General features: G+C 67.8%; 16 protein-coding genes. 5 read left to right on the forward strand and 11 right to left on the reverse strand.

The window, feature by feature from the left end; all coding sequences use genetic code 11:
* Positions 1-131 precede the first annotated feature (131 nt).
* The 7 genes from RIB98_13280 to RIB98_13310 all read right to left on the reverse strand — a co-directional run bounded on the left by RIB98_13280 (position 132) and on the right by RIB98_13310 (position 6,981).
* The gene (locus tag RIB98_13280) at positions 132-1,367 is read right to left on the reverse strand and encodes an NAD(P)/FAD-dependent oxidoreductase (GenBank protein ID MEQ8841947.1); all 1,236 of its coding nucleotides are present in this window, start codon (positions 1,365-1,367) and stop codon (positions 132-134) included.
* A 162-nt stretch (positions 1,368-1,529) separates the two neighbouring features.
* Positions 1,530-2,975, reverse strand: a complete 1,446-nt coding sequence (locus RIB98_13285) for an aldehyde dehydrogenase family protein (protein ID MEQ8841948.1) — start codon at positions 2,973-2,975, stop codon at positions 1,530-1,532.
* A gap of 116 nt (positions 2,976-3,091) precedes the next feature.
* Positions 3,092-3,817, reverse strand: coding sequence for an alanyl-tRNA editing protein (locus RIB98_13290; GenBank protein MEQ8841949.1), 726 nt, complete (start codon positions 3,815-3,817; stop codon positions 3,092-3,094).
* The gene (locus RIB98_13295; GenBank protein ID MEQ8841950.1) at positions 3,814-4,254 is read right to left on the reverse strand and encodes a hypothetical protein; all 441 of its coding nucleotides are present in this window, start codon (positions 4,252-4,254) and stop codon (positions 3,814-3,816) included. The genes RIB98_13290 and RIB98_13295 overlap by 4 nt, the downstream gene beginning before the upstream one ends.
* Positions 4,251-4,487 (reverse strand): AbrB/MazE/SpoVT family DNA-binding domain-containing protein, encoded by a 237-nt coding sequence (locus RIB98_13300; protein MEQ8841951.1) that lies wholly within the window; start codon positions 4,485-4,487, stop codon positions 4,251-4,253. The genes RIB98_13295 and RIB98_13300 overlap by 4 nt, the downstream gene beginning before the upstream one ends.
* A 56-nt stretch (positions 4,488-4,543) precedes the next feature.
* Positions 4,544-6,532 (reverse strand): permease-like cell division protein FtsX, encoded by a 1,989-nt coding sequence (locus RIB98_13305; GenBank protein MEQ8841952.1) that lies wholly within the window; start codon positions 6,530-6,532, stop codon positions 4,544-4,546.
* Positions 6,529-6,981 carry a sigma-70 family RNA polymerase sigma factor gene (locus tag RIB98_13310; protein ID MEQ8841953.1) on the reverse strand — a complete coding sequence of 151 codons (453 nt, stop codon included), beginning with the start codon at positions 6,979-6,981 and terminating at the stop codon, positions 6,529-6,531. Before RIB98_13310 ends, RIB98_13305 begins: the two co-directional genes overlap by 4 nt.
* A gap of 163 nt (positions 6,982-7,144) precedes the next feature.
* On the opposite strand from RIB98_13310, the gene RIB98_13315 reads away from it, so the two are divergent.
* Together RIB98_13315 and RIB98_13320 are read left to right on the forward strand one after the other, a co-directional pair.
* Complete coding sequence (locus RIB98_13315) at positions 7,145-7,966, forward strand: hypothetical protein (GenBank protein MEQ8841954.1); 822 nt, start codon at positions 7,145-7,147, stop codon at positions 7,964-7,966.
* A 92-nt stretch (positions 7,967-8,058) separates the two neighbouring features.
* Positions 8,059-9,039: a 2-oxoglutarate and iron-dependent oxygenase domain-containing protein gene (locus tag RIB98_13320; protein ID MEQ8841955.1), complete on the forward strand. Its 981-nt coding sequence runs from the start codon at positions 8,059-8,061 to the stop codon at positions 9,037-9,039.
* 42 nt (positions 9,040-9,081) lie between these two features.
* Here the strand turns inward: RIB98_13320 and ileS are convergent, their stop codons facing one another.
* The 3 genes from ileS to RIB98_13335 all read right to left on the reverse strand — a co-directional run bounded on the left by ileS (position 9,082) and on the right by RIB98_13335 (position 15,897).
* Positions 9,082-12,321 carry an isoleucine--tRNA ligase gene (gene ileS, locus RIB98_13325; protein MEQ8841956.1) on the reverse strand — a complete coding sequence of 1,080 codons (3,240 nt, stop codon included), beginning with the start codon at positions 12,319-12,321 and terminating at the stop codon, positions 9,082-9,084.
* Positions 12,322-12,397: 76 nt separating this feature from the next.
* On the reverse strand, positions 12,398-13,567 hold the full coding sequence (locus RIB98_13330; GenBank protein MEQ8841957.1) for a DUF2510 domain-containing protein: 1,170 nt from the start codon (positions 13,565-13,567) through the stop codon (positions 12,398-12,400).
* Complete coding sequence (locus RIB98_13335; GenBank protein MEQ8841958.1) at positions 13,564-15,897, reverse strand: MMPL family transporter; 2,334 nt, start codon at positions 15,895-15,897, stop codon at positions 13,564-13,566. The genes RIB98_13330 and RIB98_13335 overlap by 4 nt, the downstream gene beginning before the upstream one ends.
* 87 nt (positions 15,898-15,984) lie before the next feature.
* Here RIB98_13335 and RIB98_13340 point away from each other — a divergent pair, with 87 nt between their 5' ends.
* From RIB98_13340 to RIB98_13350, 3 genes are read left to right on the forward strand one after another with little or no spacing between them, the layout of a single operon-like run.
* Entirely contained in the window at positions 15,985-16,911 is a 927-nt protein-coding gene (locus tag RIB98_13340) for a nucleoside hydrolase (protein MEQ8841959.1), read from the forward strand.
* 19 nt (positions 16,912-16,930) lie between these two features.
* Positions 16,931-17,740 carry a hypothetical protein gene (locus RIB98_13345; protein MEQ8841960.1) on the forward strand — a complete coding sequence of 270 codons (810 nt, stop codon included), beginning with the start codon at positions 16,931-16,933 and terminating at the stop codon, positions 17,738-17,740.
* Between the two features lie 11 nt (positions 17,741-17,751).
* Entirely contained in the window at positions 17,752-18,522 is a 771-nt protein-coding gene (locus RIB98_13350) for an SDR family NAD(P)-dependent oxidoreductase (protein MEQ8841961.1), read from the forward strand.
* Between the two features lie 6 nt (positions 18,523-18,528).
* On the opposite strand, the gene RIB98_13355 is transcribed toward RIB98_13350, so the two are convergent.
* The gene (locus RIB98_13355) at positions 18,529-18,933 is read right to left on the reverse strand and encodes a hypothetical protein (protein ID MEQ8841962.1); all 405 of its coding nucleotides are present in this window, start codon (positions 18,931-18,933) and stop codon (positions 18,529-18,531) included.
* Positions 18,934-19,109: the final 176 nt, after the last annotated feature.

Raw genomic sequence — 19,109 nt, forward strand, 5'->3', positions numbered from 1 at the left:
GAACACAAGAGTTGCGGACTCGTAATTACAGCCGCGTAACTACACCCGCGTCAAGAAGAAGTTCCGGCTCGCGGGCAACTCGTCGCTGACCTGCACTTACGCGCCGTCGGCAGTAGACCTCTGCAGTGACGTCAGCAGTCTCGGCAGAGTCGCGCGGCGACCGCGTCGGCCGACCGGCACCCCGAGATGAGCGCGCCGTTGATGGAGGCGTGCTGACGGTGGTCGCCGGCGACGAACATGCCCGACGCCAACCGCACCGACTGATCGGGGTCTTCGCCCACCGCCTGGCGGGGCTGGGCGCGCTCGATGGCGTCGACTCGCAGCGTCGACCAGTCGGCGACGCCGCCCCCGAACCAGTCGGTCAGCGTGGCGCGCACTGCGGTCTCGTCGACGTCGAGTCGCGGCGTCGAGACGGCGATCAGGGAACGATCGTCGGGGCTGTACGCGGACGACACCCGGGACAGCACCGCAAGGTTGTTGACGACACCGCCACCGTCACCGTCGATCACGATGACCGGACGCTGCACCGGCGCCTCGTCGGCCGCGAACCACCAGGTGGTCACGGCGTTGGTGCCGGGATCGCCGACCTCGCCACCGGTGAGTCGCGCCGCGTCGCCGGCATCGGTGGCGATCACGACGGCAGAGGATTCGAGCCGGCTGCCGTTGACGACGACGTGGTGCTCGCCGACCTCGGTGACCTCGGCCCCGGTCTGCAACGACCCGGCCGGCAGTCTCGCCGCGAGCTGGTTCGGAATCTCGCCCATCCCCTGCGCGGGCACGGCGGCGTCGTCCTCGGAGAGCATGCGGAAGATGAACTCGAGCGAGCGGCTGGAGAACTGGAGCTCGGTGTCGAGGGCGATGCCGGAGAAGAGCGGACGGAGGAACCGCTCGATGATCTTGTCGGAGAATCCGATCTCGCGCAGCCGCTCGATCGCGGTCGTCTCCTTCGCGGCGAAGAGGTCCTCGACGTCGTTCTTGCCGACCCTGTTGCGGAACTTCAGGACCGCAGCCTTGTCCTTGATGCTGCCGATCGGAGCCCGCAGGGTGCCGAAGGCGTCGCCCGGGCTACGGAAGGGATCGGCCACACGGTGCATCCGGTCGCCGATGTGGACAAGTGCTCCGGCGTCGAAGTTCTGCAGGTCGAGAGCGTCGTAGTCCAGCATCTCCTTGGCCGTCGGATAGGCCCGAAGCAGGATCTGGAAGCCGCGGTCGAGCCGGAAGCCGTCGACCTCGTCGGTGCGGACGCGGCCGCCGGGGCCGTCGCTGCGCTCGAGGACGAGTGGCTCGTGGCCCCGTTCGCGCAACCGGACCGCAGCAGCGAGACCCGCGAGACCGGCACCGACGACCACGACGTCGTGCGTGCTCATGCCGTCGTCTCCCCCTGCAGAGTCACAGGTGACCACGATATCCACGACCCGGGCGTGGGGCGAGACCGGCGCCGAGTTCTTTTTGGGCCCATCCCCTCGCCGTTCTGGTGGACCGAGGTGCGCAGGAATGCATCATTCGGTCCACCAGAACGCCGGTGAGGGTCAGATGAAGCGGCGGATCAGCTTCTCTTTGAGCGACGTGTAGGGCGGATAGAGCAGCTTCGGGTCCATCTTCGTCGGCTTCTTCAGCACCGAGCGCAGGTTGGAGAACGTGTCGAAGCCGGAGATGCCGTGGTAGCGGCCGGTGCCCGACTCGCCCACGCCGCCGAACGGCAGTTCGGGTGGGAGCAGGTGCTGGACGACGTGGTTGACGCACGTGCCGCCGGAGGTGGTCTGGGCGATGAGCTCGTCGGCCTTCTCGTCGTCCTCGGAGAACACGTAGAGGGCGAGCGGCTTCTCACGGGCGTTGACGAATTCGACCGCCTCGCTCATCGACTCGACGGTGATGATCGGCAGGATCGGCCCGAAGATCTCCTCCTGCATCAGCTTGGAGTCGCCGGCCGGGTCGACGATGACGGTCGGGGCGACGTGCTTGGCCTCGACATCGACCTCGCCGCCGACGGCGACGACGCCGCCATGGTCCTCGAGCAGGCCGGCGAGGCGGCCGGCGTGACGCTCGGTGACGATCGAGGCGAAGTCGCGGTTGTCCTTCGTGCCGGCGCCGTCGGCGAACTCGGAGAACGCGGTCTCGATGCTCCGGACCAGTTCGTCGCGACGGGCCTTGGTGACGAGGACGTAGTCGGGGGCCACGCACGTCTGGCCCGCATTGAGCCACTTGCCCCAGGCGAGACGGCGGCCGGTGACCTCGATGTTGGCCGAGTCGTCGACCAGCACGGGGCTCTTGCCGCCGAGCTCCAGAGTGACCGGGGTGAGCTGGCGGGCCGCGGCCATGGCCACGATGCGGCCGACCTCGGTGGAGCCCGTGTAGAAGATGTGGTCGAAGCGCTGTTCGAGCAGCTCGGTGGCCACGGCCACGTCGCCCTCGATCACGGCGATGGCCTCCGGGTCGACATAGCGCGGGATGAGTTCGGCCAGGGCCTTGCTGGTTTCGCCGGCGATCTCCGACGGCTTGGCGATCACCGCGTTGCCCGCGGCGATGGCGGCGGCCACGGGGAGGAGCAGGAGCTGGATCGGATAGTTCCACGGGGCCACCACGAGGGCGACGCCGAGGGGTTCGGGGACGATGTAGCCCTTGCCGGGCATCGCGGTCAACGGCAGGCGGACCTTGCGGGGCTTGGCCCACTTGGCCACGTGCTTGCTCATGCCCGCGATCTCGCCGGCGACCTGGCCGACATCGGCCGCGAAGCCCTCGAGTGCGGGCTTGCCGAGATCGGCGGCGAGGGCGGCCTCGAAGCGGGGGCCCTCCATCTTGAGCATGCGGACGAGGCCGTCGAGCTGTTCCTCGCGCCATTCGATCGGGCGGGTGCGGCCGCTCTGGTACGTCTCGCGTACACGAGCGACGATCCCGGCCACGTCGACCGTGACCAGGTCGGTGCTGTCGGGGACGGTGCCGGCGTCCTGCGAATCGGGCTGTTCGGTGATGGCCATACCTCAAGCTTGCCAGCGATCGCCCCGCTCTGCCTCTGGTCTCCCCCCACCCCCTCCGCAAATTGAGGCGAGTTCACCACCGCAGCGGTGGCTAAGTCGCCTCGAGAACCGTGGGGTCAGCTGAGTTCCCAGCGGATGCGCTTGTTGCCCTTGCCCTTGGACTCCGTCTTGACCACGGTGAACGTGCCGATCTCGCCGGTGGAACGGACATGGGTCCCGCCGTCGGCCTGCTTGTCCAGCCCGACGATGTCGACCACCCGGATCTCCTTCACCGCCTCGGGGATCATGTTGACCTTGGTGCGGATCAGGTCCTCGTCCTCCACCGCGGTCTCGCGGGGGAGAAACGTCACCTCGATCGGACGGTCGGCGGCGATTTCGGCGTTGACCGCGGCCTGGATCTTCTCGGCGAACCCGTCGGGCAGCGGGTCGAACTCGTAGTCGATGCGACCCTTCAACGGCTCCATGTTGTTTCCCGTCGACAGCACCCGGTACTCGTTCCAGATCACGCCGCCGAGCACGTGCATGGCCGAGTGGGTACGCATCAGCTGATGACGACGGTCCCAGTCGACCTCGCCGGTCACCTCGGTGCCCGGCTCGGGGAGCGGCCCGTCGATCGAATGCCAGATGTCGACGCCCTGCTTGCGCACGTCGGTGATCTCGTGGGCGACGCCGTCGATCGTGAGCGTGCCGTGGTCGTGGGGCTGCCCTCCGCCGGTCGCGTAGAACGCCGTCCGGTCGAGCAGGATTCGGCCGCCGTGGCCGTTGTCGGCCGGCTCGACCGCGGTGACGGTGGCCGTGAATGTGCGCAGTTCCTGGTCGGCGAGGTACAGCTGCTCGGTCATGTGGTTCCTCTCGGAATGGAGCGGTAGGTGATGGCATTCGATTCGGCAGCGACTCGAATGCGGGGCCCGTCGTCAGACTCGTCGACGTAGAGCGGCGCGTCGAGCGCGATGCACGCAGCGACGGCTTCCGCGCCCAGGCTCGAGAGGCCGTGTTCCTGGGCCAGCTCCGCCATGTCGAACGCCAGCGCCCGGAGCGGGATGACCCGGATCTCGTCGGGGAGAGCAACGAGGCTTCGTCCGAGCGCATGTCGTCGCTCGCTCGACCACGAGCCGGTCAGCGCCCCACCCCTTGCGTGGACGACGCTTCGGCAGAGACGGAGGTAGTAGAGGTTGGTCGTTGCCGGGCTTCTCGTGCGGAGGATGCGCCGGAGGCTGGGCCCCGGCGTAGCCGCCAGGAGGTCGCGAAGAAGATGGTCGTCGAGAACGACGTGGCTCACGTCGTCGCGAGTTCGGGGTCGTCGAGATCGGCGACGAAGGCGCGATGAGCCTCTGCCGGCAGGAGGTCGTCGAGCAGGGCCGGCCCGGCGCCGGCGGGAACGGTCAGAACGCCGAAGCCGAGGTCGAGCACATCCACTGGTCCTCCCTCGGCGAGGCCCCAGCGTCGACGCACGGCTGCGGGCAACGACATCTGACCCGAGGAGGACACGAGGTAGTGATCGAGATTGGCCATGTCGTGATTCTACTTGGTGAACAGGGTTCATTCACCAAGTGATGGCACGGCTTGGGCTAACCTCGATTGAGGGCACACTCTCGGAGCGACACGACGATGGCATCCCCTTCGAACTGGGCTCTCTGCATGAGTTCGTCGGCGAGTCCCCGAATACGTCGGGTGTTCGGATCGGCCGATGTCACGTCCCGTACCCCTGCTTGGCCTTCGAACTGGTTGACCAGATCCCCGACCGAATCGGGGTCTGAGCTCTCCGGTGTAACCCGGTAGGACGAGGGCAGCTGGTCGGCGTCAACCACCTCCAACATCTCGGGGACATCGGCGAAGATCTCGCGGAATTCTTCGTACGTCGCCTGTTGGTCGACGTACTCGTAGCTGCGTATGGCGGGCTGGTCGAGATCGACGCGAATCTGAGCGTGGTCGCTCTCGGCGGCATCCGGGTCCATCCAGATCATGAACTGAACGCCGCCACCCCAGGCGCTTGTCCCGGTGACCAGAAATTCGAGGCCGCCGTCTTCGTCGAGATCGAACGCCGCCGGCGACCCGTTGGGCCCTGAGATGAGTTCCGGAACCGTGTCACTCCCGAGTCCGATCGCGTTGGTCCAGCCGGCCTGGAGACGGGCGATCAAGAACCAGTTTCCGTCGGCGTCGTCGTAGATCAGCATCTCGTCGTCGATGCCGTCCTGATCGAGGTCGAGGGGTGTGCGGTTCGCCGAGATGTGGGTCGCGATGTCGAGCACTTCGTCGGTCGGTACGGGGTAGTCCGCGCATATCCCGGTCTGGACGGGCGTCGTCGACGTAGTCGATGTGGATGTCGACTCGGTTGTCGTGGTCGGTGAGGTCGTCGACGATGCCGATTCGCTCAGCTCGATGTTGAGAAGGTCGGCGAACAGTTGTGCCTCCTCTGCGCTCATCCGGCTGCGGACGATCAGCCGGCCAGGGGTCGCACTGGGATCGGGCTCGAAAACGAGCTCGACGCCAGAGCCATCACCAGATCCGATTGCGAACCCGACGAGCCCGGTGTCGTCGGCCACCGTCGCAGTTGTGGGAACGAGGTCGAGCGCCACCGTGTGGTGTCCGTCGTATTCCGACACGATGGCGCGTGCGGAATCAGCCCCACCGAGACGGACCTGCACGGCTGGCTCAGTCCCGATGAGGCGTTGGATTATCGCCATCCACTGGTCTCCAGTGACCTCGGTGGGTTCGGTAGGGTCGTACGTCGCGTACGAAGCGTTCAGGGTTCCTTCACCCTCGAGCGCGAACATGTCGGACACGGCCTCTCCCGGATCGTCGAGTGCCCATCGGTAGGTAGCGGCGAAACGAGCCGGATCGCGCTCGTCGATCCGGAGAAGAAATCCGCCGTCTTGAGTGTCGTCAGTTGCCACGGTCAGGTCGGGAGCCGCCGCGTCGCCTGCGAACACGACTTCAACACCGTCGTCCCAGCTCGCGATCTCGGCCGCGATCGCTGCGATGTCGGGACCAAGTACACGCAAGGCGGTCTCGTGGTTGCGAATGTCGGCTGCGTCGAAGCGGCGGCTCTGCACCACGATGTCGGACCCCTCCTCAGTGCGATAGGCGAAGGTCGACTTGCCGTCAGGTCCGTCGCTCGGTGTCGGGTCGTTGTTCTCGCTCAAGAGGAACAGCGTCGGGCCGTCGATCGAGACCCAGGTCCAATCGTCATCGACCGGGTCCGTGGCGTCCTCCGGAGTGCTGATCAGCGCGTTCTCCTGTCCGGGAGTTGCGAAGAAGCCCACGGCCGGGGTCGTCCCGTACTGGACGCTGGTGATCTCACCTCCCGCCGACGGGATCCAGTGGCGGATGTCCTCGTCGCTCGTCGGGTTGCCGGCAACGGTGTTGTTGTCGTCGTCGCTGAGACTCGCGAACAGTGCAATGCCAGCAGCGATCAGGGCAACGGCTGCAGCGGCCACGCCGATCCGGGCTGCGAAGTATCGCGAGTCGGTGTTCGTCGCGGCTGCCACCGCCTCTGGAGTGTGCACTTCGGCCGCTCGGGCGTCGCCCATGCGGCGGATCTGGTCTTCGAGACTCATTCGGTCACTCCCAGTTCGGTGCGGAGGCGGGCCATGCCCCGTTCGAGGTGGTTGGCGACGGTCGATGCGCTGATGTCCATCGCCTCGGCCGCTTCGACATGGGTCATGCCCGCGGCGTGGACGAGCCAGATCGCCTGCGACTGCTTCGGCGACAGTGCGGCCAGTGCGGCGGGCAGACCGGGTTCGATGTCGGGGATGGTGTCGTCGGACGTCCACGGCAGCAGGCCCTGCTTGCGGCGACGGGACTTCGACTGAGCCACCCGGTAGAGGTAGCCGACCGGGTTCGCCATGGGGAGCACCCTGTCGCGGTGTTCCCAGGCATAGGCGAGCGCCTCCGCCACCGCGTCGCCCACCATCGGCGCGGAGAGGTGCCCGGCCAGTGCGCGCTCGAGTTGGGGCTGGGTGCGTGTGACGAACACGTCGAAGTCCTCCTCTCCCGTCTCCTGCATGTCACCCGTACTAACCCACGAACCGTCGCCCCGCGCCACCCTCTACTCCGCAACCCCGCAAATTGAGGCGGGTTCACCACCGCAGCGGTGGGTAGTCCGCCTCAATCGGGGAAGGGGCGGGGGATCGGCAATCCGGGGGAGGGCGTCGTTCCGAACGGTGGGCATGAAGTTCGACATCGAGAAGTACAAGTCCGTCGTGGGGCGACTCGATGACCGCGACATCGACTACGACGGCTTCCGAACCCGGCCGTTGTCCGAAGATGCGCTGCGTTGTCTGCGCTACATGCACGATGTCGAGCTCCATACCGCCTGTTATCTCCGCGACCTGCTGGTCACCCCGGCGCACAAGGACCCAGAGATGACGACGTTCCTCACCTGTTGGGCGTTCGAGGAGCTGTGGCACGGCGAGGCGATCGGCAAGGTGCTCGCCGCCCACGCTGAACCGTTCGGCAACGAACGGGTGACCGAGGTGCGCTCCCGCCTGCGGGACCGTCTCGACCCCCTGGTGATGATGGTGACCTCGTCGCTCTCGCGGCACTTCTCGGCGGTCCACATGACGTGGGGTGCGGTCAACGAGTGGACGACCCAGGCCGGCTACGCCCGGCTCGTCCAGCGGGCCGATCATCCGACACTGACGGCGCTGCTGCGCCGGATCATGAAGCAGGAGGGTCGCCACATCGACTTCTACGCCTCACAGGCCGGCGACCGGCTCGCCGACTCGCGGCTGGCGCAGCGCCTCACCCGATCGGCGCTGACCCGGGCCTGGCGTCCCGTCGGGTCGTCGGTGATGCCCGAAGCGGAGACGAGCCACCTCATCACCTACCTCTTCGGCGGCGACGACGGTCTCGATGCCGCGGCCCGAATCGATCGCCACATCGACCGTCTCCCCGGCCTCGCCGGCCTCGGTCTGATCGTCGGAACCCGCGTCGAGGTGGTCGCCGATTCCGAGGCGGCTGCCGAACCCGCACTCGCCCTCGCCGCGTGACCCTCCGCTCCGATCTTGGTGGAGTTGACCACCGCACCGGTGGCCAACTCGCCTCAATTTGCGGGAGGGGGGAGCGAGATAGGGTGAGCGACATGGCTAGTGAGCACGCGATTCTCGATGTGGATCTGGTGGCGTTCGAGACCGGCGATGCCGCCGCTCGCAGGGCCGTGATCGACGGCGTCACCCAGAGCCTGCGCACCGGGTTCGTCTATGTCGAACACGATCTCTCGGTCGACATGATCGACGACGTCTACGGACAGCTCGAAGCGTTCTTCACGCTTCCGCAGGAGAACAAGGACGCCTACATGGTGCCCGGCTCCAACGGACAGAGCGGCTACACCGGCCTGCTCGTGGAGACAGCGGCGAGCGCCGACGTGCCCGACTGGAAAGAGATGCTCAACTGGGGAGCGCCCTTGGCGGACGGGCATCCGCTGCGGGGCAAGTATCCGCACCGCTACGGCCCGCCGACGCTGCCCGAGAACGACCTGCCCGGGGTCCACGATCTCCTGCTCGGCTTCCATCGCACCATCGCCGACCTCCAGGCCCGCGTGCTGCGCATCATCGCCGCCGGCCTCGGTGTGGACGAACGCTTCTTCGACGACATGCTCGTCGACGGCGCCACCCTCACCCGCGCCATCCACTATCCCGCCATGGAGAACGCCCCCGGCGAGCAGCACGTGTGGGCCGGCGAGCACGCCGACATCAACCTGATCACCGCCCTGCCCCGGGCCACCGCTGCGGGGCTCCAGGTGAAGATCGACGACGAGTGGGTCGACGCGGCCCCGCCGGAGAACCGGGCGATCATCAACACCGGCCTCATGCTCGAGCGCCTCACCAACGGGGTCATCCCGCCCGGTATCCACCGTGTCGTGTCGAGCCCCGGCCAGCAGGGCGACCGCTACTCGGTCGTGCAGTTCGCCCATCCCACGCCGTGGACGATGCTCGCGCCCATCGGCACGTGCGTCACCGAGGAGACCCCGCTGCGCTACCCGACGATCAGCTCGGCGGATGCCCTCGACAAGGTGCTCTGGGAGATCAACCTCGTGGAGGACGGCCGCCGCATCGGCAGCTGAACGCCTGGAATCGCAACGGGGGTCTGACCCCGAATGCAACGGTCAGGGGTCGACGCAGAGGGTGAAGCGGAAGGGCTCGCCGTCGAGGGTCGCTTCGTGGATGTGGAGATGGTCGTCGCCGGCGCCCGTCACGACCTCGGTGGCCAGGACCTGCTCGGCGACGTAGGCGCGATGGACCTCGAGCGCGGCGACGGCGCCGGTGGAGGCGACCTCGACCCACACCCGGATGCGGTCGGTGACCACGAGGTCCTCGGCCTTGCGGGCGTTCTGGACCTCGCGGACGATGTCGCGGGCGAGTCCCTCGGCCGCGAGCTCGGGGGTGACGTCGGTGTCGAGGGTGACGACCGCATCGTTGGAACGCAGGGCGGCGGCCACGACATCGTCGGGGGATTCGAGGGCGAGTTCGTACTCGTCCTCGGCCAGGACGTGGCCGGCGACCGACACCGAACCGTCGTCGTTGGCGGTCCACTCGCCCTTCTTGGCCGCGCCGAACACCGCTTGCACGTCCTTGCCGAGACGAGGCCCCAGGGCCTTTCCGTCGGGGCGGAGGATGAAGGTGGCGAGCGAACCGATCTCCTCGGTGACGTGCACGGCCTTGACGTTGAGCTCGTCCGCCAGCAGGTCGGAGAACGGTTCGAGGGTCGACGCGTCGCGGCCGGCCACGGTGACCGAGGCGAGGGGAAGGCGCACCCGCAGGCCCTGGTCCTCGCGCAGTCGCAGTCCGGTGGACGCCACGTCGCGCAGACGGTCCATGGCGGCGACCAGCGCGGCGTCGGCCGGATAGGCGTCGGCCCGGGGCCAGTCGGTGAGATGCACCGACTCGGGCTGGTCGCCGTCGCCGGCGGTGAGGCCGACCCAGATCTCATCGGTGATCATCGGCATCAGCGGCGCGGCCACCTGCACCAGCGTGATGAGCACGGTGTAGAGCGTGTCGAGGCCGGCCTTGTCGGCGTGGCCGGAGTCGGTGCCCCAGAACCGGTCGCGGGAACGACGGATGTACCAGTTGTTCAGTGCGTCGATGAAGGCCTGCACCTCCATCGCCGCACCGGGCAGATCGTAGGCGTCCATGCGCGTCTCGACGCTCACGACGAGGTCGTGGGTCTTGGCCAGGATGTAGCGATCGAGGATCACCGAGTCGTCGTCGGCCGCAGGACGGAACTGTGCGCGGTATCCCTCGATGTTGGCGTAGAGCGTGAAGAACGAATATGCGTTCCAGATCGGCAGGATCACCTGGCGAACGACGTCGTCGATCGCCTGGTCGGAGATGCGGGTGTCGCCACCACGGACGATGTTGGTGGACATGAAGTACCACCGCAGGGCGTCCGATCCCTGCTTCTCGAAGATCTCCGAGGGCTCGGTGTAGTTGCGGAGCTTCTTGGACAACTTGGCACCGTCGTCGGCCAGGAGCACGCCGTGACAGATGGCGTTCTGGAAACCGGGACGATCGAACAGGGCGGTCGACAGCACATGCATCGTGTAGAACCAGCCGCGCGACTGGTTGATGTACTCGACGATGAAGTCCGCCGGGAAGTGGCTGTCGAACCAGTCCTTGTTCTCGAACGGGTAGTGCACCTGGGCGAAGGGCATCGAGCCCGACTCGAACCAACAGTCGAGCACCTCGGGGACGCGTCGCATCGTCGACTGCCCGGTCGGGTCGTCGGGATTGGGCCGCGTGAGCTCGTCGATGAACGGTCGGTGCAGATTCTCGGGTCGCACCCCGAAGTCGGCTTCGAGCTCGTCGAGCGAGCCGTAGACGTCGGTGCGCGGGTGGTCGGGGTCGTCGCTGACCCAGACGGGAATCGGGGAACCCCAGAAGCGGTTGCGGCTGATCGACCAGTCGCGGGCCCCCTCGAGCCACATGCCGAACCGACCGTCCTTGATGTGCGACGGCACCCAGTTGATCTCCTGGTTGGTCTCGAGCATCCGGTCGCGGATGTCGGTGACTTTCACGTACCAGCTCGGCATCGCCCGATAGATGATCGGCGTGTCGGTGCGCCAGCAGTGGGGGTAGTTGTGGGTGTAGCTGTCGTGGCGGATCAGCTGACCCGTCTCGCGCAGGTGCTTGATGATGCCGGAATTCGCCTCGAGCACGTTCTCGCCGGCCCACTCGACCACGTCGTCGGTGAAGCGCCCGGCATCGTCGACCGGCACGACCATGCCGATCCCGGCCTCGCCGCACAGACGCTGGTCGTCCTCGCCGAACCCGGGGGCCATGTGCACCACCCCGGTGCCCTCGTCGGTGTCGATGAAGTCGCCGGACAGCACGACGAAGGCGCGGCTGGTGCCGTGGTGGGGCTTGGTCGGGTCGACCTCGGCCATGTCGGCGAAGTAGGGGAACAGGGGCGTGTAGGTGCGGCCGACCAGGTCGGTGCCCTTGAGCGTGCCGACCTGCTCGGCGTTCTCGAGCTGCTTCGCGTAGGTCTCGACTGCGGCTTCGCCGAGCACATAGCGGGTGCCGTCGGCGTCGAGCATGACCGCGTAGTCGAGGTCGGGGCCGACCGCGAGGGCGAGGTTGGACGGCAACGTCCACGGCGTGGTCGTCCACGCGAGGATCGCCATCGGGCCGTCGTCGCCGTCGACCGGGTCGAGCGTGAACGCGACGGTGACCGCGGGGTCCTGGCGTGGCCGGGTGGCGTCGTCGAGACGGATCTCGTGGTTGGACAGCGGTGTCTCGGCGCCCCAGCTGTAGGGCAGCACGCGGTTGGCCTGATAGATGAGGCCCTTTTCCCAGAGCTGCTTGAACGCCCACATGACCGACTCCATGTAGGGCAGGTCCATGGTCTTGTAGTCGTTCTCGAAGTCGACCCAGCGAGCCTGACGGGTGACCGTCTCCTCCCACTCCTGGGTGTACTTCAACACCGAGGTGCGGCAGTACTCGTTGAAACGTTCGATGCCGTAGTCGATGATCGACGCGCGGCCCGAGACCGGCAGTTGCTTCTCGGCTTCCATCTCGGCCGGGAGGCCGTGACAGTCCCAGCCGAAGCGCCGCTCGACGCGCTTGCCCTTCATCGTCTGGTAGCGCGGCACCACGTCCTTCACGTAGCCGGTCAGGAGATGACCGTGATGCGGAAGACCGTTGGCGAACGGCGGACCGTCGTAGAAGACGTATTCGTTGTTGCTGCCTTCGACGACCGTGGGGCGTTGCGCGACCGATTCCTCGAACGTGGCGGCGGTCTCCCACCGCTCGAGAATGCGCGCTTCGATGGCCGGAAGATCCGGACTCTCGACGTGCGGGTAGGGCGCCGTCGTGCGAGCGGCGCCGTCATTCTCGGTGGCAGTCATCGTGAGTCAGGCTAGCGGTGGGCCACCGACGGCCCGCCGAGGTTTGCCGACTCACCGTACGAACGGCCGTGAGCGATCAGACGCCCTCGTCGGTCGACACGTCGCCCTGATCGGCCACGTTGGCGGTCCAGGTTCTGCCGTCGAACCAGCGCAACTCATGACGCCCGGTCGGGTCCGCGTGCCAACCGGTCTGCACCACCGGTGGTGGCGGGGCGGTCGGCACCGGTGGGGCAGGGGCATCGACGGGCGGCGCCGGGGCATTCACCGCAGCGGCGTTGGCCGGCTGGGTGTCGATCGGCGCGGCGTCGTCGGCAGCGTCCGGCGTGATGAAGGCCACACCGAGGACGATGCCGGCGCCGAGCACGATGGCGACCAATCCGAACTGCGTGGCGTCGTCGAGCTCGACGATCGTGCTCAGCAGGGTGAGGAGCCCGATGAGCACCCCGATGCCACCCAGCCAGGTGGTGAGCCGACGGTCGCCGCCCGCGCCCACGAACGCGAGGACGAGGCCGGCCAGAATGATGAAGATCGATCCCGCGGCGTCGTCGCCGAAGGAGGCCACCACGCCGAACGTGCCGATCACGAAGGCGATGTCACCGACGATCAGCGAACTCGTGGCGAGGCCGTGGAAGCGCCGGCCGTCGAGCGCCCGCGTGGCCAGGAGCAGCGCGATGCCGATCAGCAGCGAAACGTAGCTGACGGTCTCGTCGCCGCTCGTGAACGAGGTGGCGGGCACGGAGAGATCATCCAGGCTCACGGTCGCGGACGAGGACGACTCGTCGCTCGAGACGACATCGATGATCAGCGCCCACGCGCTCAGCAGTGCGAGGGTCAGCAGGGTGGTCGCGCCGCGAGCGGGACCGATCAGCCACTGGGCCGCATACGCCGCCGTGAGGAGCAGGAGCGGCAGGGTGGGCGCGTCGAGGTCGTCGAAGATGAAACCGAGCGCGAGGACGGTACCGAGGGCGACCAGCGTGACGCCGGCCGGCCGCACCTTGGGCGGGAGGGCGACGAGGGTCGCATGACCGGCACCCACGGTCACGAGACCGAGCAGTACGCCGACGATGTTCGTGCCGTCGTCGCCGCTGCCGGCATCGATGGCGATCGCCCCCAAGCCAACGACGGCGAGGACCGCAGCCGCCGCAACCACCGATCCCCGAACGGTGGGTTCGGGGCGTTCGCGCGCCTCCGGTCCCAGCTCCGCCAACCATTCGTCCATGACGCTCTCCCCCTCGAGTCGTGTCACGAAGTTAGGTCATGGGCGCCCGGGCGGAGGTCGATCTCGTCGGCCAGGTCGCCTTCGTCGGTGAGATCGATCGTGTCCCGAAGGTCGATCTCATCGGCCAGATCGATGACCGGCTCGGTGTCGTGATCGGCGAACCCCCACCGGTCGTGCAAGCTTCGCAGTGGCGCCGGCGCCCACCAGTTCCACTTGCCGGCGACCGCCATCAGCGCCGGAACGATGGTCACCCGCACGAGGAATGCGTCGACCACCACGGCCACCGCGAGGCCGATGCCGAAGAGCTTGAGGAAGCTGAGGCTCGAGGCGGCGGTGGCCAGGAACGTGACGGTCAACAACAATGCGGCCGCCGTGATCAGCGGGCCGGTTCGGTCGATGCCGTCGACGATCGCGTTCTCGTTCCGCCCGGCCCGGCCCGGTTCGGCGCGGTCGTACTCCTCCTTGATGCGCGACAGGAGGAACACCTCGTAGTCCATGCTCAGCCCGAACGCGATACCGAACACCAACACCGGCGTGCTGATGTCGGTGAAGCCGGTCGCGGTGAAACCGAGCGTCGACTCGAACAGGCCGTCCTGGAACACGACGATCAGCACACCGAACGTGGCGCCGAGGCTCAAGAGGTTGAGCACGATGGCTTTCAGCGGCACGAGGAGACTGCCGAACATGAGGAAGAGCAGGACGAAGGTCGCGCCGAAGAGCAGGGCCGCGGCCAGCGCCAGGTTGTCGAGGATCGCGGCCTTCGTGTCGATGAACCCGGCGGTGCCGCCGCCGATCAGGACCTCGTCGAACGGACTGTCGCCGCGCCGGAGGGTCTCCACCAATCGCTCGGCCTCGGCGCTGATCGGTTCGACACCGGGCACGACGTTGAACCAGGTGGCATCGTCTCGCAGGAACCGGGCGGTGGTCGCCTCATCTCCCGGCACGATCGAGGCGCCGCCGACGAACGCCCCGTTGGCGGTGTCGACGCGCTGCACACCGGGCAGCTGCGAGATCTCGAGCGCGTACTTGGTGATCGCGTCGGCGGTGACGCCGCCGGTCGCGACGACGGGGAAGGCGTTCATCTCCGCCGCGTCGAACTCGGTGGTCATCAGTTCGGTGGTGGCTCGCACCTCGTCGCCGGGCGGCAGTGAGCGATGGTCGGATTCGCCCCACTCGACGCCGGCGAACGGAACGGCCAACGCGCCGAGGAGGATCGTGCCGACGACCAGATAGCGCCACGGGTGATCGACGACCCGGTCGGCCTGCGCCCGCCAGATGCTGATGCCGTGGCGGCGGGACCGATGGGGTCGGATCGCGCCGGCTTCGATCCGGTCGCCCAGCAGGCTCAGCGTCGCAGGAAGCGCCACGACGGACAGCAGGAGGGCGAAGCCGACCACGCCGATGCCGGCGTAGGCGAAGGACCGCAGGAAGTAGATCGGAAACACCAGGAGCGCCGAGAGCGACACCGCCACGGTCAGCCCGCTGAACGCGACCGTGCGGCCGGCGGTGCCCACCGTCGTCACCACCGCGTCGTCGACGTCGAGCCCCCGAGCCCGTTCCTCGCGGTACCGGTTGACGATCAGCAGCGAATAGTCGATCGCCAGACCGAGACCCAGTGTGGCCACGAGGTTGATGGCGAAGATCGAGACGTCGGTCAACTGTGTGATCAGGAAGAGCACCAGCAACGCGCCGATCATCGTGGCGACGCCGACGACGGCGGGAATCAACGCGGCGACGATCGTGCGGAACACCACGAGCAACAGGATGAGCGTGAGCGGAACCGCGATGAGTTCGGCCATCGCGAGGTCGCGCTCGGCCGCCATGCCGATGCGTTCGAACACCGGGTCGCGACCACCGATGCGGACGTCGAGCGGACCGCGGGGCGTCTCGACGAAGTCCTCGGTCAGCCGGATCGACAGTGCCTCGCGCACCGGGTCGTCGGCCTCGCCGGGGAATCGGAGGAGCACCAGCGCCCGGGTGCCGTCGGTCGATCGCAATGCCTCAGGGGATTCGGCCGACCAGTACGAGACCACGTCGTCGGTGCCGGGGAGCGCGGCGATCTCGGCGGTGAACGCCTGGCCGGCGGCCACCACGTCGGCCCGGTCCACGGCCGGTTCGTCGGGCCCGGGGTCGCGAACGGTCAGGAGGAAGGCGGCGTCGGTGAACCCGGTGTCGAAGGTCTCCTCCAGCTGGGTCCGTGCGGCGACGGAGTCGGCGTCGGGGTCGTCGAAACCGGACCCGGCGAGGCGGTCGATCACGCCGACGCCCACGACGAGGGCCGCGGCGATGACGACGATGGTCGCAACGAGCACGAGGCCGCGCCGTCGCACGGCGAGCCTGCCGAGCCGGGTGAACACGACCCGGGTCTATCACGCGGAGTGGCCGGGCTGCCACGGAGCAGCTCGGTGCTGGGCGGGTCCGAGCCGGCCACCTAGGATCCGCCGATGCGCCGATTTCTGATCGACACCGACACCGCTTCCGACGATGCCGTCGCGATCCTCATGGCGCTGCGCCACCCCGACATCGAGGTCGAGGCGCTGACCGTCTCGTGCGGCAACGTCGGGCTGGATCAGGCGGTGCAGAATGCGCTCTACACCGTCGAGCTCTGTGGCGTCGACGTGCCGGTCCATTCCGGCGCGGCGCGTCCGCTGATGCGTGAACTCGAGATGGCCACCGAGGTCCACGGCGCCGACGGCATGGGCGACTGCGGTCTCGTGCTGTCGGGTCGCACGCCCGCCCCCGGCCGCGGTGCCGACATCATCGTCGACACCATCCTCGGTGCTCCCGGCGAGATCACGCTCGTCACGCTCGGCCCGCTCACCAATGTGGCGTTGGCGTTGCTGCGGGCGCCCGAGATCGTCGACGCGGTGGCGCGGGTCGTGGTGATGGGCGGCACCGGCGTCAACGGTCCCGGCAACGTGTCGGCCATGGCCGAATACAACTTCTGGGCCGATCCCGAGGCCGCGCAGATCGTGGTGCGTTCCGGCCTGCCACTCGAACTCGTGGGCTGGGACATCTCCATCGGCTCCGCGGTGGTCGACGCCGATCGCCACGCGCAGATGCGGGCCATGGGCACGAAGTACTCGGAGTTCGCGGTCGACATCGCCCAGGTCGTTCGCAGGTTCGCCATGGGCAACGGCCTCGCCGGCGACGATCTGCCCGACCCGATCGCGATGGCCCACGCCATCGATCCCTCGCCCGCCACGATGACGCGCCTGTGGGTCGACGTGATGGTGGGCGACGGTCCCCAGCGCGGTGTGCTCGACGTCGACCAACTCGGCACGACCGGGGGCGTGCCCAATCTCGACCTGGTCACCGACTACCCGAGCGATCACTTCTTCGACATGCTCTTCGGGCTGCTGGCCGACTGATCTCTGTCACAATCCTCCGATGGCGCCCCGGCAGATCTTCTTCACGCACGTTATGAAGACGGGTGGCACCTCGCTGAGCCACAGCTTTCGGTCGGTGCTCCCCACCGAATCGATCTATCCGGCCGAAGGGAGCGACCTCGGTCAGGTCACCGCCAAGACGTTCAGCCATCTCCTGATCGGCCTCGACCCGGCGAAGCGCAGGGAGTTCCGGCTCATCAACGTGCATCAGCCGGCCTGGGTTGCGACCGCGGTGGCACCCGACGCGTTGCGGCTCACCGTGTTGCGCGAACCGATCGCCCGCACCATCTCCCACTTGCGCCAGATCGCGCGGAGTCTGGGCATTCCCGGCGATCTTGAGGCGGTCTACGCCGACGAGGGGTGGCGCAGCCGATTGAGGAACTACCAGTCCCAGCTGTTCGCCGATACGCAGGAACGGAACGAGCGCCACGCGGGCCTCGGCGATGCGCTGGGCGACGATGACGAGGCGAAGGCTGCGCTCCAGGAGGGCCTCGGTCAGTTCTGGTCCACGGGTATCGCACGGCCCATGGAGATCGGAGAAGAGGAGTACACACGAGCCGCACGGGTGCTGGACTCCTACGACGGTGTGGGCGTGACCGAGCGTCTCGACGACATGGTCGGTCTGACGGTCGCGCTGACCGGTCTCCCACTGCCACCCGCACCGCGTTCCAACGTCAGCGACGAGTCGAGCGAGGAGTCGTCCGAACTCCTGGATCGAATCGCGGCGGACACCGAGTACGACTCGCGCTTGTATGCGCACGCGTGCGCGCTGGCGGCGCGGCAAGCGGAGCCCCGAGGTCGAATCCACTAACGTCCGCCGCCATGGACGCCACCAAGCTCAGGACCCTGTTCGACTACTCCGGGCGGACTGCCATCGTCACCGGCGGCACCCGGGGCATCGGGCGCGCCGTGGCCGAAGGACTCGCGGCGGCGGGAGCGAACGTGGTGGTGGCGAGCCGCAAGGCCGACGCGTGCGCCGAGACCCAGGCCCACCTCGAGTCGATGGGTGCGTCGGCGCTCGGGGTGGCCCTCAACATGGGCGACGCCGACGGGGCCGAGACGCTCGTCGGCGCGGCCGTCGATCGTTTCGGTGGGATCGACGTCGTGATCAACAATGCGGCGAACGCGTTGGCCGCGCCCGTCGGACAGCAGACCGACGGGACGTGGCAGAAGTCGTTCGAGGTCAACCTGCGTGGTCCGGCGCTGCTGGTCCAGGCCGCCGTCCCGCATCTCGAGGTCTCCGGTTCGGGCACCGTCGTCAATGTGATCAGCGTCGGCGCGTTCCAGTTCGCCCGCGGCGTGTCGATGTATGCCGCGATGAAGGCGGGGCTGTTGTCGATGACCCGCTCGTATGCCGCCGAGTTGGCCGAGAAGGGCATCCGGGTCAACGCGCTCGCGCCGGGACCGGTCGACACCGACATGGTGCGCAATCTCGGCCCGGGGGCGGCCGAGTCGATGGCCTCGGGCACCTTGTTGAAGCGAGCCGCCGATCCCGACGAGATGGTGGGTCCGGCGCTCTTCCTGGCCGGGCCGGCATCGAGCTACATGACGGGGCAGGTGTTGGTGGTCGACGGGGGCATGCACCCCCACTGACCGGCGTCACTCCTCTTCGTCGGACGCGCTTTCTTCGGCGGGGGCTTCCTCTTCGGTGCCAGCTTCGTCGGCGGCGGCTTGCTCGCCGGGAGTGTCCTCGGCCGCCGTGGCTTCGTCGGCCGGCGTTGCGTCTTCGGCCGGTGCTTCGTCGGGCTCCTCGCCGTCGCGCAGCTTCTTCCAACGATCGGCGGCATCGCGGTAGGCCTTCTCGGCCTCGGCCTTCTCCTCGGCCGAACCTCGGTCACCGAGCTTCTTGACGACGGCGGCGGCGTCGTCCTTGGCCCGCTCTGCCTTCTTGATCCGCTTCTCGCGCTGGGTGCGCTCGCGATCGGCTTGGACGTATTCGTTGAACAGCGTCAGGGCCGCCGTGGTCTCGTCGTCGAGCTTGGGCGCGGTCTCGGATTCGGGCATTCGCCCATTCTGGCGGGTCGCGGCCGCACTCACGACCCCGGCGACCAGTTGCTAGTTGTGATCTTCGGGGAGGTTGTCCTTGATGATCGTGGCGAGGGTGCCGGCTGGTGTTGCCCATTTGAGTGCGCCGTGTGATCTGTGGTGATTGTAGAAGTGGGTGAAGCCGGCGTAGCTGG

Source organism: Acidimicrobiales bacterium, from assembly GCA_040219515.1.
Taxonomy (GTDB): Bacteria; Actinomycetota; Acidimicrobiia; order Acidimicrobiales; family Aldehydirespiratoraceae; genus JAJRXC01.